Source organism: Aeromicrobium panaciterrae (assembly GCF_039537165.1).
Taxonomy (GTDB): Bacteria; Actinomycetota; Actinomycetes; order Propionibacteriales; family Nocardioidaceae; genus Aeromicrobium; species Aeromicrobium panaciterrae.
The window spans coordinates 2,472,991-2,488,133 of record NZ_BAAAZZ010000002.1 but is presented as its reverse complement, the minus strand read 5'-3'; the positions used below and the strand labels follow the sequence as shown (position 1 = coordinate 2,488,133).

The 15,143-nt window shown below is 68.0% G+C and carries 13 protein-coding genes; 7 read left to right on the top strand and 6 right to left on the bottom strand.

Going from position 1 to position 15,143, the window contains the following annotated elements:
* The 3 genes from ABD683_RS13050 to ABD683_RS13040 all read left to right on the top strand — a co-directional run bounded on the left by ABD683_RS13050 (window position 1) and on the right by ABD683_RS13040 (window position 1,516).
* Complete coding sequence (locus ABD683_RS13050; protein ID WP_344770388.1) at window positions 1-660, top strand: hypothetical protein; 660 nt, start codon at window positions 1-3, stop codon at window positions 658-660.
* Entirely contained in the window at window positions 657-1,250 is a 594-nt protein-coding gene (locus ABD683_RS13045; protein WP_344770387.1) for a Maf family protein, read from the top strand. The genes ABD683_RS13050 and ABD683_RS13045 overlap by 4 nt, the downstream gene beginning before the upstream one ends.
* 128 nt (window positions 1,251-1,378) lie before the next feature.
* Window positions 1,379-1,516 carry a hypothetical protein gene (locus ABD683_RS13040; protein ID WP_344770386.1) on the top strand — a complete coding sequence of 46 codons (138 nt, stop codon included), beginning with the start codon at window positions 1,379-1,381 and terminating at the stop codon, window positions 1,514-1,516.
* A gap of 2 nt (window positions 1,517-1,518) precedes the next feature.
* On the opposite strand, the gene ABD683_RS13035 is transcribed toward ABD683_RS13040, so the two are convergent.
* Window positions 1,519-2,034: a TIGR03086 family metal-binding protein gene (locus ABD683_RS13035; protein ID WP_344770385.1), complete on the bottom strand. Its 516-nt coding sequence runs from the start codon at window positions 2,032-2,034 to the stop codon at window positions 1,519-1,521.
* 243 nt (window positions 2,035-2,277) lie between these two features.
* Window positions 2,278-3,444, bottom strand: coding sequence for an acyl-CoA dehydrogenase family protein (locus ABD683_RS13030; RefSeq protein WP_344770384.1), 1,167 nt, complete (start codon window positions 3,442-3,444; stop codon window positions 2,278-2,280).
* Between the two features lie 129 nt (window positions 3,445-3,573).
* Here ABD683_RS13030 and ABD683_RS13025 point away from each other — a divergent pair, with 129 nt between their 5' ends.
* From ABD683_RS13025 to ABD683_RS13010, 4 genes are read left to right on the top strand one after another with little or no spacing between them, the layout of a single operon-like run.
* Window positions 3,574-5,340: an acetyl/propionyl/methylcrotonyl-CoA carboxylase subunit alpha gene (locus ABD683_RS13025; protein WP_344770383.1), complete on the top strand. Its 1,767-nt coding sequence runs from the start codon at window positions 3,574-3,576 to the stop codon at window positions 5,338-5,340.
* Window positions 5,341-5,353: 13 nt separating this feature from the next.
* A complete protein-coding gene (locus ABD683_RS13020) occupies window positions 5,354-6,556 on the top strand; it encodes a hypothetical protein (protein ID WP_344770382.1) in 1,203 nt (400 codons plus the stop codon).
* A complete protein-coding gene (locus ABD683_RS13015; protein WP_344770381.1) occupies window positions 6,553-7,203 on the top strand; it encodes a hypothetical protein in 651 nt (216 codons plus the stop codon). Before ABD683_RS13020 ends, ABD683_RS13015 begins: the two co-directional genes overlap by 4 nt.
* Window positions 7,200-8,336: a hypothetical protein gene (locus ABD683_RS13010; RefSeq protein ID WP_344770380.1), complete on the top strand. Its 1,137-nt coding sequence runs from the start codon at window positions 7,200-7,202 to the stop codon at window positions 8,334-8,336. The genes ABD683_RS13015 and ABD683_RS13010 overlap by 4 nt, the downstream gene beginning before the upstream one ends.
* A gap of 104 nt (window positions 8,337-8,440) precedes the next feature.
* Here ABD683_RS13010 and ABD683_RS13005 read toward each other — a convergent pair whose 3' ends face one another.
* The 4 genes from ABD683_RS13005 to ABD683_RS12990 all read right to left on the bottom strand — a co-directional run bounded on the left by ABD683_RS13005 (window position 8,441) and on the right by ABD683_RS12990 (window position 15,115).
* Entirely contained in the window at window positions 8,441-8,815 is a 375-nt protein-coding gene (locus ABD683_RS13005; protein WP_344770379.1) for a hypothetical protein, read from the bottom strand.
* A complete protein-coding gene (locus ABD683_RS13000) occupies window positions 8,812-10,650 on the bottom strand; it encodes an N-acetylmuramoyl-L-alanine amidase (protein WP_344770378.1) in 1,839 nt (612 codons plus the stop codon). Before ABD683_RS13000 ends, ABD683_RS13005 begins: the two co-directional genes overlap by 4 nt.
* A 33-nt stretch (window positions 10,651-10,683) precedes the next feature.
* A complete protein-coding gene (locus ABD683_RS12995) occupies window positions 10,684-13,611 on the bottom strand; it encodes a SpoIID/LytB domain-containing protein (RefSeq protein WP_344770377.1) in 2,928 nt (975 codons plus the stop codon).
* A gap of 145 nt (window positions 13,612-13,756) precedes the next feature.
* Window positions 13,757-15,115 (bottom strand): NAD(P)H-quinone dehydrogenase, encoded by a 1,359-nt coding sequence (locus ABD683_RS12990; protein WP_344770376.1) that lies wholly within the window; start codon window positions 15,113-15,115, stop codon window positions 13,757-13,759.
* Between the last annotated feature and the right edge of the window lie 28 nt (window positions 15,116-15,143).

The following is a 15,143-nucleotide window of genomic DNA, read 5'->3' as shown; positions in this document are numbered from 1 at the left end:
ATGCCGCTGCGCCCGCTCGCTGACGTCTCGGTCGCCGACTGGTTTGCCGATGACGGCAGCTCTCCGTTGCCGCACAACCTCGGTCCGGCTGGATTCTCGTCCTACGTACGCGTGCTCCACAGCGACAGGGGCGACGGTGAACGGTACGAGGGACATCTCGACGATGACCTGCTGGCGGCACTGGTCGCTGTGCTCAGCGGCCACACCTCGACGCCCGACGACTGCTACTTCGGGCTGTGGGACGGCTACGGCGACATCGACGGCGGCGACCCCGTCGGTTTCCTCACGGCATTCTCGGGTCCGATGAAGTGGCCCGGGCGCATCTTCACGAAGGAGAAGCCCCCGCCACCTGTGCCGCCGGCGTTCGCGCCCGAGGTGCTCGCTGGTCCAAAGCTCTCCTACTTCCACGACTACCTGTTGTTCAGGGGCAAGCTCGCGGAAGCCGGTCAGTGGGGTGCGGTCGGCTATGGGTACGGCGTGCCTCGCGACATCAACAGTCCCAACCTCATGTGGCCGGCCGATCATGCATGGTTCGTGACGACGAGCATCGAAGGCACCTGGACCGGTGTCGGCGGCTCAGCGGTGCTGATCGACGAGCTCCTGAAGGAGCCGCGGCTCGAGGTCGTACGTCAGCGCTACGACGTGACGGAGCTGCGATGAGGATCGTCCTGGCGTCGCAGTCCCCTGCCCGCCTCGCGCTCCTGCGCTCGGCCGGCATCCATCCCGACGTCATCGTGTCGGGCGTCAACGAGGACCAGATCACCTCGACAGACGCCGGCAACCTGGCCGCCGCGCTGGCCCAGCTCAAGTGTCGCGCCGTCGCCGCGCAGGTCGAGCCGGATGCCCTGGTCATCGGCTGCGACTCGGTGCTGGCGTTCGAGGGCGAGATCTTCGGCAAGCCCGCGGGTCCGGTGGAGGCCGCCGGGCGGTGGCGCCGGATGCGGGGTCGCAGCGGCGTGCTGCACACGGGTCATTGCGTGCGGCGCGGTGATGAGGAGTTCGTCGAAACTGCGTCGACGATCGTCCACTTCGCCGACATCACGGATGCCGAGATCGACGCGTACGTCGCGTCCGGCGAACCGCTGCACGTCGCCGGCGCGTTCACGATCGACGGTCTCGGCGGGGCGTTCGTGACCGGCGTAGAGGGCGATCACCACAACGTGATCGGCCTGTCGTTGCCGCTGCTTCGCGAGCTCGTCGGCGACCTCGGAATCGCCTGGACGGATCTCTGGCGGCGTTCGTCTTCCTGACGAGTTGGTCATTTCCCCCTGAAAAGTGGGAGAATGGTCAAACGATGGCAACTTCACCGCGGCGGCGCCGCTACCACGCATCCAGTCCCTTCCAGGCCGGCCCGGAGGTTGTGGACGAAGTCTACGAAGTGGGCGCTCGCGTCTCACATGACACCTACGGTCTCGGTCGCATCGTCAGCCTCCAGGGCACGTCGTCGGCTCAGGTCGACTTCGGCGATGGCGCGAAGCACATCCCACTTCCGTGCGCCAAGATGACCAACCTCTGAGCTCAGCCCGGGACTGACCTACCCGCGAACGCTGCAAGGCGCTCGTAGGCGTTCGCGCCCTCCGATGCCTGCTGCTCGGGCTTGAACGCGTCACCTCGGTTGTCGGGTGTGAGCGACTTCGACATGAACTCATGACCCAGCTCGGCCAGAGCGGGATCGAGCTCGTTGGTGTCACGGCCGAGCGCCGTCGCCAGATCCCACGTGTGCACGGCGATCTCGGAGGCCAGCATCCCTTCGGGCGCCTTGGAGTCGCCGGAGCCGAGCGCGGCCACGATGTCATCGGCTGCCTGGCGGAGCACCGGCGCCGGTTCGTCGTGGTGATCCGACAACGACGCCCAGTCGGGCTGGCCACCCTGTGCCATCACGGCCATCTGCGCCGAGCTGTTGACGAGGTGGTTGGTCAGGTCTCGCACGTTCCAGTCAGTGCACGGAGTGGGCAGCTCGAGCTGGTCAGCCGAGATGCTTTGGACAAGCGCAACGGCCTGGTCGAGGCCGGTGGCGATGAGATGTGAGGACATTCCCACAGTCAACCCCCCACCACTGACAAGGGCCACCGCAGCAGATGCGTCGGCCGGATGCCATCTGACCCCTTGCGTTCGAATCTCCGTGGTCGCGTACCGCGTTTCTCCCTGTGCGCCGAGGGATTCCCGCCACGTTCTTGTCGGTGGCAGCCCGTAGTTTTGGGGGTATGGCCCCACGTTCGCTCCGAGTGTCGAGTCGCTGTCCGACGCCGCCTAGCACGACGAATCAGTTCTCCTTCACTACTCGACGGGCAGGCCCAGGCCTCGGGCGATGAGCATGCGCTGGACTTCGGACGTGCCTTCGCCGATCTCGAGGATCTTGGCGTCGCGGTAGAAGCGGGCGACGGGGTATTCCTCCATGAAGCCGTAGCCACCGAAGACCTGCGTCGCAACACGCGTGGCTGTGACCGCCGCCTCCGATGTGTAGAGCTTGGCGATCGAGGCCGCCTGCTTGAAGTCCTTCGCCGAGGCGTTGCCGTCCTTCATCGCCGCAGCCTGATATGTCAGCGCGCGACCCGCCTGCGCCATCACGGCGAGGTCGGAGACCTGGAAGGCCACGCCCTGCTTGGTGCCGATCGGCACGCCGAATGTCGTACGCTCCCCCGCGTACTGGACGCACAGATCGAGGCACGCCTGGATGCAACCGACCGCGAGCGCGGCGATCGCGACACGGCCGTCGTCGAGGGTGGCGAGGAACTGTGCGTAGCCACGACCGCGCTCACCCAGCAGGTGGTCGGCGGGAACGCGCGCGTCCGTGAACGACAGCGGGTGCGTGTCGGAGATGTGCCAGCCGAGCTTGTCGTACGGCGCCTCCGCGACGAAGCCGGGCGTGCCGGACGGCAGGATGATCGCCGAGATCTCGGGGCTGCCGTCGTCACGCGTGCCCGTACGAGCCGTCACCGTCACGCAGGAGGTGATGTCGCTGCCGGAGTTGGTGATGAACTGCTTGGACCCGTTGACTACCCACTCGTCGCCGTCGAGCTCGGCCTTGGTCTTGGTGGCGCTGGCGTCCGAGCCGGCACCGGGCTCGGTCAGGCCGAAGCCTGCGAGCGCACGGCCCGCGACGAGGTCAGGGAGCCACTTCTCCTTCTGCTCCTGCGTGCCGTACTCGAGGATCGGGGTGATGCCGAGGCCGACGCCGGCCTCGAGCGTGATGCCGATCGACTGGTCGACGCGACCGAGCTCCTCGATCGCGACGCACAGGCTGGTGAAGTCGCCCTCGGCGCCGCCGAACTCCTCGGGAGCCGTGAGACCGAACAGTCCGAGATCGCCCATCTTCGCGACCAGGTCGACCGGGAAGTGGTGCTCCTTGTCCCATTTCGCCACGTGCGGTGCGACCTCGGCCTCCGCAAACTCGCGAACGCTGCGGCGGAAGGTCTCGTGCTCGGCCGAAAGGGCGAAAGTCATGGCAGCGATGTTAACAACCGTTAACCGAGGGCCACAAACCTACGTCCGGGTAACCAACCTCATACGCAGCGCACCGGCCGCAACCCCTAGACTCACGGGGCAGTCCCGTCGCGTCGAGGAGAACAATCAGTGAGCAAGCCCCTGACCAAGGTCCTGATCGCCAACCGTGGTGAGATCGCCGTACGAGTGATCCGCGCGTGCAAGGACTCGGCCATCGGAAGCGTCGCCGTGTATGCCGAGCCCGACCGGGACGCACTGTTCGTCCGTCTTGCCGATGAGGCCTACTCCCTTGAGGGCTCGACGCCCGGTGACTCCTACCTGTCGATCGAGAAGATCCTCGACGTCGCCAAGCGCTCCGGCGCCGACAGCGTGCACCCCGGCTACGGCTTCCTGGCCGAGAACGCCGAGTTCGCCCAGGCCGTGATCGACGCCGGCCTCATCTGGATCGGCCCGCCGCCGCACGCCATCGAGAACCTCGGCGACAAGGCCAAGGCCAAGCAGCTGGCCCTCAAGGCCAATGCCCCCTTGGCCCCGGGCACCAAGGACGCCGTCAAGGACGCCGACGAGGTCGTCGCCTTCGCCAAGGAGAACGGGCTGCCGGTCGCGATCAAGGCCGTCTTCGGCGGCGGCGGCCGCGGCCTCAAGGTCGCCCGTACGATCGAGGAGATCCCCGAGCTCTACGAATCGGCCGTACGCGAGGCCATCAGCGCCTTCGGCCGTGGTGAGTGCCTGGTCGAGAAGTTCCTCGACAAGCCGCGTCACGTCGAGACCCAGTGCCTCGCCGACAGCCACGGCAACGTCGTCGTCATCTCGACCCGTGACTGCTCGCTGCAGCGCCGCCACCAGAAGCTCGTCGAGGAGGCGCCCGCTCCCTACCTCACCGACGACCAGATCGAGCGCCTCTACTCCTCGTCCAAGGCGATCCTCAAGGAAGCCGGCTACGTCGGTGCCGGCACGTGCGAGTTCCTGGTCGCCGCCGACGGCACGATCAGCTTCCTCGAGGTCAACACCCGCCTCCAGGTCGAGCACCCGGTCTCCGAGGAGGTCACCGGCATCGACCTCGTACGCGAGATGTTCCGCATCGCCGCCGGCGAAGAGCTCGGCTACGACGACCCCGAGATCCGCGGCCACTCGATGGAGTTCCGCATCAACGCCGAGGACGGCGGCCGCGGCTTCCTCCCGGCTCCCGGCACGCTGACCAAGTGGGCTCCCCCGTCGGGCCCCGGCGTACGCCTCGACGGCGGCTATGAGGAGGGCGAGACGATCCCCGGCTCGTTCGACTCCCTCGTCGCCAAGCTGATCATCACCGGTACGAGCCGTGAGCAGGTCCTGGCCCGCTCACGGCGCGCCCTCGACGAGTTCGTCGTCGACGGCATGCCGACCGTGATCCCGTTCCACCGTTCGGTCATCGACGATCCGGCGTTCGCCGCCCCCGACGGCAACTTCACGGTCTACACCACCTGGATCGAGACCGACTACGTCAACGAGCTCGAGCCGTACGGCGGCGCCACCGATGACAACGACGAGCCTGCTGAGCGCGAGCGCGTCGTCGTCGAGGTCGGCGGCAAGCGCGTCGAGGTTGTCCTGCCTGGTGGACTCGGCGCCTCGGCTGCCGCAGCGGGCCCCAAGAAGACCAAGCGCAAGGGCGGCAAGGCGGCCGGCGCCGCGGCCAGTGGCGACTCGCTCACCGCTCCGATGCAGGGCACCGTCGTCAAGGTCACCGTCGAGGAGGGTGCAACCGTCTCCGCCGGCGACCAGATCGTGGTCGTCGAGGCCATGAAGATGGAGCAGCCGATCAACGCCCACAAGGACGGCGTCGTCACGGGGCTGTCGATCGAGGTCGGCGCCACGGTGACCTCGGGCCAGGTGCTGGCAGAGATCAAGGACCCGTCCTAACGGACTGCTGATCGTGACTCGGGGGCTGGCTGCAGGGCTGTTGCTCCTGCTCGGACTCCTGATCGCCGCGCCCACGGGAGCCGCTGGACGACCTGTCGCCCGTACGATCGACGAGATGGTCGCGCAGCTGCGTACCGACCCGGTGCTGGTGCAGCCGGTGATGGGTACCGGCGACGCCCACGTGGCCCACGACATGCTCGCGGGCCTGGCCGAGCGCGTCGATGCGCCCGTGTATGTCGTCCTCGGTGCTCTCCCGGCAGAGCTCGACGGCGCGGAGCACCCCGCTGAGCAGGCAGCCGCCCTGCTACGTCAGGAGCTGGGCGACGGCCTCTACATCATCAAGTTCGACGAGGGCATCGACTATGCGCGCGGGTTCGGCAAGGCCGCGTCCCTCGACCTGAATCTCGGCTACCGGGCCATCCGAGCCGCGGAGGAAGAAGGTCCCGAGGAGTACAACCGGACCACCGCGGTCTTCGACGCCGCGGCGCTGCTCCGCGCCGCCGCCGAGCCCGGTCAGCCGATCAGCGACCGTACGCTCCGCAAGCTCATGGATGAGCCGTGGGCGTTCATCGCGACCGAGTCCAACGAGCACGCGGACCAGGTCGCACGTCGATGGGTCTACGCCATTGCCGCCGGTCTTGCCGTCGCCATCGCCGGACTGACGCTGAGCCGTGTTGCCGTGGGAGCGCCGATGGCCGCTCGACGGGCACCGGACCACTCACCCGGCGCCCCGGAGCCGCCAGATCTCGCCGACACCGAGCGGGTGCTGGACCAGGCTCAGCACCGGTTCGACGCGCTCTCAGCCGCGCAGCTCGGATCCGCCAGCGCACACAGCGCCGACGAGGCGTTGCGCGCAGCCAGGACGGTCGTCGGCTCCCGCAAGGATCTCGACGTGGTCGGGGCCCGGGTGCTGGCCCTGATCGCCGGCCGCGAGCTCGACCGCATCGACAAGCCGAGCCTCGCTGCGTACCGGCCCTGCGTCGTCAACCCGCTCCACGGGGAAGCGTCGGAGACGATCCAGCTTTCCGGCACCGCCCTCGACGCACCGGTCTGCCGAGCATGCGCAAGGCAACCGGGTGACTTCCTCCGGGCGCGCACGTGGCGCGGCAGCCGGCCCTACCTCGACACCGACACCGTCTGGGCCAGCACGGGGTTCGGCGCACTCGTCGACGACCTGGCCAGTCAGGTGCTGCAGTGCCAAGGCGGTCGCGGATGAGCCGCCTCGGACTCCTTCTCACGACCATCTCGGCGGTCGTGGCGGCCTGGATCGGCTGGACCGTCGCATCGGCCCACATATCTGCGTTCCCGCCCTCGGGCGACCGGGTGCTCGCGGCCGTCGCCGGACTGAAGTCCTCGCACGTCTACGTCGACCCAGACTCCGAAGGCCTGCTGACGCCGGCCGAGATCGCCAGGATCGACGCCGCGGCCGCCGCATCGCGACCTGAGGTCTTCGTGATCATCTGGCGCGAGAGCAGCGAAGCCGGCTACTACCTCCCGTCCCAGGCCCTTGACCAGATCGGCGCTGAGCTCGACCGACCCGGCTACTACATCTCCGCGGGTGCCAAGGGGATGGCGGCGGACGAGGTCGGCATCAAGAGTGACGACTACGTCGGCGACGACGACACGATCGAGTACGACGATGGACTGTCAGCGGGCGAGCTGGCGACCGGTCTGCTCGCGGTCATCGACGAGAACGACGGCCGCGAGTTCGCAGAGGCCGACACGACGGGCAGCCAGTACTGGGGCGGCCGGGCGGGCACGATCGCCGCCGGCGCGTTCATCGGAACACTTGCCGGGATCGGGCTGGCCGGCGTCCTCGCGATCGCGTGGTTCGTCGTACGAACGAGACGAGGCGCACAATGACCACCCAGCCATACGCTCCCGACGTCGCGAAGATCGTCGCCGACCTCCGGGACGGCCAGGTACACCTCGACGCCTCGACAGCCGACGCGATCACGCCACAGCAGCTGACCCAGCTCAAGAAGACGATCACCGGCGCGGACACCCCGATCTACGTCATCGTGGCGCCCTTGGGCCACGATGACCTGAGTCCCATCCAGCTCGTCTCGCTGGTGCACCGCGAGCTTCCCGAGGACGGCATCTACTTCGTGTCGAGACCCGTCTATGACGGTCGGTGGGACCTCGCGTCGACCTCGTACGGCGTCGTGACCGACAACGCCAACAACCTGGCCGGCTACGTCGCGACCGAGCTCTACCCGGCCGACCTCGGCCTGCAGCTCCTGAAGGCGACCGAGCTGGTCGCAACGGGCACGGCGCGCGAGGCGTACGACGACACCTTCCCGGAACGCCAGACCTCCTCCTCGACATCCCCAGGTGGTGACTCCAACGACATCCTCGGCATGTCACCACCGGTCTTCGGTGTGTCTCTCGGGGTCGCGATCGCCGTGCTGCTGGCGGTGCTCGGTGTGGTGCGCCGCCGGTTCACAGCCGGACGAGATCTACAGATCACCGGTCGGGCGCTCGAACGGATCTCCACCGCCCAGACCCAGGACTGGCGCCGGCGGGCGCAGTCGGAGACCGATGCGCTGGGCGAACGCATCAAACAGCTGCAGATCTCCGAAGGCTCAGACCCGCAAGCATGGACTGCGGCCCTCGACCACTACGACGCCGCCGGCGAGGTGCTCAAGCGCTCCGCCGAGGCAGCCGACTCGATCGGCGCCCTGGTGCTGGCCCGCCGTGGCGAGGACGCGCTCGACCACGCTGTCGTCGGCAAGCCGTGGTCCCCGTCGGTCGTCTGCTTCTTCAACCCCCTGCACGGCCACGCCACGGCCACCGTCCGCTGGACCACACCTGCCGGGTCGCGCGACGTCCCGTGCTGTGCCCCGTGCCGCAAGACCGTGCGCCGCAAGCGCACGCCCGACTTTCTCGATCTTCCGGTCGGCGACACCGTCGTCCACTACGTCGATGCTGCCGTCGAGCCGTGGGCCTCGACCGGGTACGGATCGCTGGACCCGGATCTGCTGTCCAAGCTCTGAGGGTCGAGTCGCTGCGCGTTGACTGGTTGCTGAGACACCTCACCAGGGCTTCGCGCGTGGACGCTCCCAGTCGCTTCGCGCCTTAGCCCTCCCACACGCGCTCGCTACGCTCGCGGTGTGGGAGCCTTCTTGTCCACTTCGCCGTAGGCGATGCCGGCGGCCCAGACGATCAAGGTGACGCCGATCCAGGTGCCCCAGCCCTCGATGTAGAACCCTGTCTCGGGCACCACGAGCTCAGTCAGGAACAGCACCAGTGCCGTGAGCACCAGGCCACCCGCGATCGTGTAGCCACGGGCGAAACGGTTGACCGTGTTGATGACGATCTCGCGCAGCGTCACCGACAGCAGCGTGACGAGCAGCACCGCCAGGACGAACCAGCCGAACCGGATGTTGAACCGGTCGAAGATCCAGGCGGCGAAGGCGAGCGAAGCGGCATTGACGGTCAGCGAGATCGCTATCGACTTGAGGAGCGCGGTCATGCAGAGATCATCCCAGACCTGCGAAGCCACAGGACTGGAAAGGCCGCCGCAGTGCCCGTCACGTCGGCCGACTCGGCACCCACGTCGCCGGCCGACGGGGAAGGTGCCGGAGAAGGCGTCGGCTCGGTCGGCGGAGCTTCCTTCGCCGGCGCGCCAGTGAGCTTGACGACCGGCGGATTCGTGCCGGTCTGTGTGATCGTGCCGTTGTCGAACGTCGCCGTCTTGTCGCTGCCGGACTCGACGATGCTCGAGGTCGGCTTGCCGAGGTTGGCGGCGTTGGCGCCGGTGTTGTAGGTCTTGTAGATGTCGTCCCACAGCGCGTAGGAGAACGCGTCGACCTGATAGATCGCGCCACGCTCGAACTTCTGGACCGAGAAGCCCGGAGTCGATGTCGCCGTCATGTTCTGGGTCGGGAAACCGAGCTTGCCGGCGTACGCACCCTGGCCACCGAACTGGCGGTGCTTGGCGCGTGCCGTGCCCGTCACGTAGTAGGCCGTGGCGAAGCTGGAGCGCCAGAAGAAGTCGTACTTCGTGAACGCCGTCTGGCGCCAAGTGGCGGAGCCGACCTCGCCAGCCTCGACCGGACCGGTCACTGTCTGCTTGAGTCCGTCGAGTCGCCAGGCCGCGCTCTTGATCGCCGAGCGGTACTGCGACACGTAGTTGGAGACGCGGTCACGCAGCCCGCCCTTGGCGTTGAGCCACGCATAGCCGTACTTGCCGGGGCAGGCCGTGCTCACGACGTTGCGATGACCCGAGATGCGCTGCAGCCACACGCCACCGATGTTGAGGCCACCCTTGACCGGGATGAGGTAGAACGTGCCAACTCGCCAGCCGACCAGCTTGACCGTCGCATCCTTCATCGCGGTGCTGGGCTGCACCTTGTCGAGGTTGCCCATCAGCGAGACGCCCATCGTCAGCTCGTTGACCGAGTTGAGGCCGGAGTCGGACCCGCGAACCGGGCGGTTGATGCCGCCCGCCCTGCCCTCGAAGATCTGGCCGTACTTGTCGACGAGGAAGTTGTAGGCGATGTCACACCAGCCACGGCCGTTCTGGTGGAACGTCTGGATGCCCCGGACGATCGACGCCGACTGCGACTTGGAGTAGGAGTTGGACCCGGCCGTGTGGTGCAGGTTCACGCCCAAGGTCGTGGTGCCGTAGACGTTGTAACCATCCTCACCGCACCCGATCGGCGCCTTGGCGCCCCACGAGGTGCGCATGATGATCGGCGGCTGCGGGGTGAACCCCGGCGTGCCGTCAGCAGCAGCGATGACCGACGACTGCTGGCTCGTCGAGTAGAACGCCGGGGCGACGGTCCCGGCAGGGGTGTCGCCCGCCGCCGGGTCGACCGTGACGACCTTGACGCCGGTGGGGGTCGCGCCGCTGGCGGTCGTGACGCGTGCGCTGACCTGGTCGGCAGAGTCGGTCCACCACGGCTCGGTGCCGCCGCGCTTGGCCTCACCGCCGTCCTCATCGACCTCGAGCGGCTCCCATGCCGTCCAGCCGTCGTCCTTGCGTACGCGGACCTCGACCGTGACGTGCTCGTCGTTGTCGAACTTGTCCCACGTGACGCCGACCAGCTTGAACGACCGGGTCTTGGTCGGGGCGAGCTCGGCGACCATGTTGGAGCCGGACTTCACGGCAGCGGGTACGGCGATGTCGCGGCTGGTCGTCTCCTGCGGGTCCGGCGGCGACGACTCGGGCGCCTGGGGCGCCTGGGGCGCCGCAGAAGCCGACGGAGCGTCCGGACTGGAGGTCGACTTCGCGGGCGACTGGCACCCCGACAGGATCAGACCAGCGGACGCGACGAGCAGGACGAGCTTTCCCCCGGCAAACATGCGATCCATCGTAAGCGCCCCCAGCGCGGACAACTAACGCAGCGCGACGAATGACGACTTCAGACCGAGGACCGAGCGGAACGTCGCTCCGGAGATCGACACCGTGCCCTTCGGTCCGATGAGCTGGATCGTCGAGATCCGCCCACCCCACTCGCCGCCGCCCTCACGTTTGGTGACCTTGAGCGAGGTGAGTCCGCCGATCGCCGGATAGGCCTTCTCGAGCGTCGCTGCCTTCACCGGCGCGGTCCAGCTGAAGTTGGGGTTGCCCGACCAGTTGTCGTACGAGTCCGCCTTCGACGGGAGGTAGGGCTGGCTGCCGATCGCCGTCCAGCCACCCGAGGAGGACGAGAACTGGGTGAAGGCGGGGGTGCCGCCGTACGTCAGGATCTTGCCGCTCGTCGCGTAGATCGCCTTGTCCGTGTTGGCCGTCTCGCCCGCGACGCCACGGAACACCTGGCAGCTGGTCGTGTCACACATGTCGTAGTAGCGGCTCGGCACGATGCCACGCACGCCGTACGTACGGGCTGCCACCGCCTGCGCCTTGAGCGCCTCCGGGAACCACGACGACGGCATCTCGGCCGCGACGACGCCGCGGACGTACGACTCGATCGGGAGCACGTTGAGGGTGTCGCGATCGGGCGATCCGGCCTTCGGGACGGCGGAGCGGAGGATGCCGCGATAGACGACGCCCTTGCCGTCGGGCATGTAGAGCGTCAGGGTCGAGGCCTCGAACTGGGCGTCGCCTGTCCAGGTCAAGCCGGCGTACGTCGCCCAGGCACCGTTGATCTGTGACTGCAGCACCGACTTCGTGGCATCCGTCGACAGCGGGACGATGCGCCATTGGGTGATCTTGGTGCTGCCTGCCGTGGTGGGCAGGGCGATGGGCTTGTTGTCCGCGACCTTGCGGAAGACCAGGTCACCGCGCGCGCCCACGACGACCGACGTCGTCGTGTCCTTGGAGATGAGCACCCGGATGTTGCCGGTCCTGGTGCCCATCGCGGTGCCCGGGTAGTAGTGCGCGAGGATCGCGTCGTACTTCACGCCCTTGTTCGCTGCGCCCTGTGCGCCGTACTGGCTCATGCCGATGCCGTGGCCGAAACCGTGCCCCTTGAGGGTGAACGTACGGGTCGAGGGGATCGTCAGGGTGTCGGCCACCGCCGGGGGCGGCGGGGGCGTGACGGAGGAGATCACGGTGCCCGAGCTGTCGTAGGCCGTGGCCTTCTTGGTCGACGCGTTGTAGCGGATGTAGCCCTTGGCGAACGTCGTGCGATAGCCGCCGGACTCCGGCACGAGATTGGACTTCGGCGCTCCGAGCTTGCCGGAGGCCTCGCCGAGGTTCTGGTAGAGCGTCGCGGTCGGACCCCAGAGCAGGTAGTTGACGGTCGAGGTCGCGTTGCGCACCGCGTAGATGCTGCCGCCCTCGAACCGCTGCGCGAACGTTCCGCTCGTACCGACCGTCGGGCTGTCCGTGGTCGGGAAGCCGAGCGCCGAGATGGTGTAGCCGGCCGCGACGTACCTCGCCCGGAAGCCGCCGGCCTGCGAGACGACGTGCGTGCCCGGGCCGACCTTGGAGAAGATGTCGACCTTGGCGAACTGCGTACGTCGTCCGCCGCTGATCTGCGACTCGCCGACGAACACGGCGCCCGTGGCGGTCGAGCCGAGCGATGCAGCACGGGTCTTGATGTCCGACGAGTACTTCGACATGTAGGCCTCGACGCGATCGCGCAGGCCACCTGTCTCCGACAGCCAGGCGTACGCGTACTTGCCGGGGCAGGCCGTGCCCACGACGTTGCGGTGCCCCGCGATCATGTTGAGCGTGAGGTTCTTCTCGGTCACCCTGTAGGTGCCCTTGGCCTTGAGGTAGGTCGTGCCCATCCGCCAGCCGACCAGCTTGACCATGGATGACTTGAGCGCCGCGGGGACACTCGACTTGTCGTAGTCGCCCATCATCGAGATGCCGGTCGTGTAGGTGTTGACCTCGTTGTTGCCCGAGTGCGCAGCGCGGACGTTGCGGTCGACACCACCCTTGCGGCCCTCGAAGATCTGGCCGTACTTGTCGACCAGGAAGTTGTAGCCGATGTCGCACCAGCCGTGCCCGTTGACGTGGTACGCCTGGATCCCCCGGACGATCTTGGCCGACTGATCGGCCGTGTAGGAGTTGCTGCCGGCCGTGTGGTGCACCACGATCCCGCGAGTCGTGCTGCCGACCAGCGGTGCCGAGCACGTACCCCCTGCGGAGGCGCCCCACGCCGAGCGCGGGATGATCGTCGGTCGCGGCGTGTAGCTGGGCGTGCCGTCCCCCGCGGCGGTCGCGGCAGTCGAGACACGCGCGGTCCCGTCGATGACTCCGTTCGTCGTGAAGGCTGCCGGGGACACGGTCGCAGCGGTGGCCTCGTTCACGCCTCCGGGGTCGATCGTCATGACCTTGATGTCGTCGGGCTTCGTGCCAGACGCCGAGGACACACGTACCGCGACGCCTTGTGCCTCGCCGACCCAGATGGGCTCGGTGCCGGGGCGACCCGGGTCACCCGGGTTGTCGTCGTCGTTCTCCAGCGTCTGCCAAGGGGTCCAGCTGCCCTTGACGAGCGAGCGGATCGCGACGCTGATGTCCTTCTCGGTCGTGGCGGCGCTCCAGGTCACGCCGACCATTCCGTACGCAGTGGTGCGCGTCTCGGGCAGCTCGGCGACGACGTCCTTGCCGGCCGCCGCCGGCGCCCTCGGGACCTCGGTCTCCTTGGTGCTGACGACCGGCTTCGGGCCCTTCGGGTCGGGCACGAACGGTGCGTCGTGGGGCACCTCGTCCGGCACATCGTCGGGCGCCGGAGCGGTCTGGTCGAGGCCGGCCAGCGAGGCCGCACTCGTCGACGGTCCCTGGGCGCGGCTCACGAGCAGTCCGGACAGGACGAGAGCGACCGCGGTGAGTGCGGTCGCGCAGAGGCGTATCGAGCGCCAGGAAAGCATGGGGGAAGTCCGATCCTGTGGCTGGTGTGACTGGAGGTGCAGTTGCGTCGCCCAACGATTATGCGCACACAAGACCGCCAGAATCCACGGACGACACGATTGGCGGCGAACTACAACCGTGTGATTTCCCAGCGGTTTTGGCGCGTCAGGGGGTGTCGTGAAGCCTGCGCGCCGCCTCAGCGACCGATCCGGACAGCGAGGGATAGATCGTGAACGCGTCGGCGACCTGGTCGACCGTCAGCGATGCCGAGACCGCCAGCGAGATGACGTGGATGAGCTCACTCGCCTTGGGCCCGACGACCACACCACCGACGACGATGCCCATCCCCCGGCGCGCGAAGATCTTGACGAAGCCGTCGTGGACCCCCTGCATCTTGGCGCGCGCATTGGAGGCGAGCGGCAAGGTCGCGGACACGATCGAGGCATCGCTCTCGTCGACCTGCTTCTGCGAGAGGCCGACCGTGGCGATCTCCGGCGACGTGAACACGTTGCTCGAGACCTTGCCGAGGTCGAGCGGGTGCACCGCGTCGCCCAACAGGTGCGACATCGCGATGCGCCCCTGCTGGGCGGCGACCGAGGCCAGCATCAGCACGCCGGTGCAGTCACCCGCGGCATACACGCCTCGTACGTTGGTGCGCGAGACCCGGTCGACCTTGATGAAGCCTCCGTCGTCCAGCTCCACACCGATCGTGTCCAGCCCGAGCCCCTCGGTGTTGGGGATCGATCCGAGGGCCAGCAGGCAGTGCGAGCCGTCAACAATGCGTCCGTCGGTGAGCGTCACGCGTACGCCGTCGTCGATCCGCTCGACCGAGGCCATCCGCGAGTTGCCCATCACGGTCATGCCGCGGCGGGTGAAGACGTCCTCGATCACGGTGGCGGCGTCAGCGTCCTCGCCGGGGAGCACCCGGTCACGGCTCGACACGAGAGTCACGGTTGCGCCCAGCCCGTTGTAGGCGCTGGCGAACTCCGCGCCGGTGACGCCGGAGCCCACGACGATCATGTGCTCGGGAAGCTCCTCGAGCGCATAGACCTGTTCCCACGTGAGGATGCGCTCGCCGTCGGGCTGTGCGTCGTCGCTGACGCGTGGGTGCGCTCCGGTTGCCAGGAGGATCGCGTCGGTCTCGATGCGCGCGTCGCCGACGACCACCAGCTGTGCCGACTCAAGCGTCGCAGTGCCGGCGAGCACCTTCACCCCGCTCGCGGCGAGTCGCTCGGCGATGTCGTCGGACTGGGCCTGGGCCAGCGCCAGCACGCGCTTGTCGACCGCGGCGAGGTCGGCGCGCACCGCGGTGGGCGCCTCGATGCCCAGCTCCGCCGCACCGCTCACGTCTGTCAGGAGGTCGGAGGTCGCGATCAGGGTCTTGCTCGGGACACAGTCGGTCAGCACGGTGGATCCGCCCACACCGTCGCGCTCGACCAGGGTCACGTCGGCGCCGAGGCGTGACGCCACCAGCGCGGCCTCGTAGCCGCCAGGACCGCCGCCGATGATCGTCACATGTGTCACGCGCATATTCTCTCACCGCAGTGCACCG

Bases quoted from the DNA above. Each gene is read 5' to 3' on its own strand.
- ABD683_RS13050 (WP_344770388.1), top strand. From the start codon at position 1: ATGCCGCTGCGCCCGCTCGCTGACGTCTCGGTCGCCGACTGGTTTGCC.
- ABD683_RS13045 (WP_344770387.1), top strand. From the start codon at position 657: ATGAGGATCGTCCTGGCGTCGCAGTCCCCTGCCCGCCTCGCGCTCCTG.
- ABD683_RS13035 (WP_344770385.1), bottom strand. From the start codon at position 2,034: ATGTCCTCACATCTCATCGCCACCGGCCTCGACCAGGCCGTTGCGCTT.
- ABD683_RS13030 (WP_344770384.1), bottom strand. From the start codon at position 3,444: ATGACTTTCGCCCTTTCGGCCGAGCACGAGACCTTCCGCCGCAGCGTT.
- ABD683_RS13015 (WP_344770381.1), top strand. From the start codon at position 6,553: ATGAGCCGCCTCGGACTCCTTCTCACGACCATCTCGGCGGTCGTGGCG.
- ABD683_RS13010 (WP_344770380.1), top strand. From the start codon at position 7,200: ATGACCACCCAGCCATACGCTCCCGACGTCGCGAAGATCGTCGCCGAC.
- ABD683_RS13005 (WP_344770379.1), bottom strand. From the start codon at position 8,815: ATGACCGCGCTCCTCAAGTCGATAGCGATCTCGCTGACCGTCAATGCC.
- ABD683_RS13000 (WP_344770378.1), bottom strand. From the start codon at position 10,650: ATGTTTGCCGGGGGAAAGCTCGTCCTGCTCGTCGCGTCCGCTGGTCTG.
- ABD683_RS12995 (WP_344770377.1), bottom strand. From the start codon at position 13,611: ATGCTTTCCTGGCGCTCGATACGCCTCTGCGCGACCGCACTCACCGCG.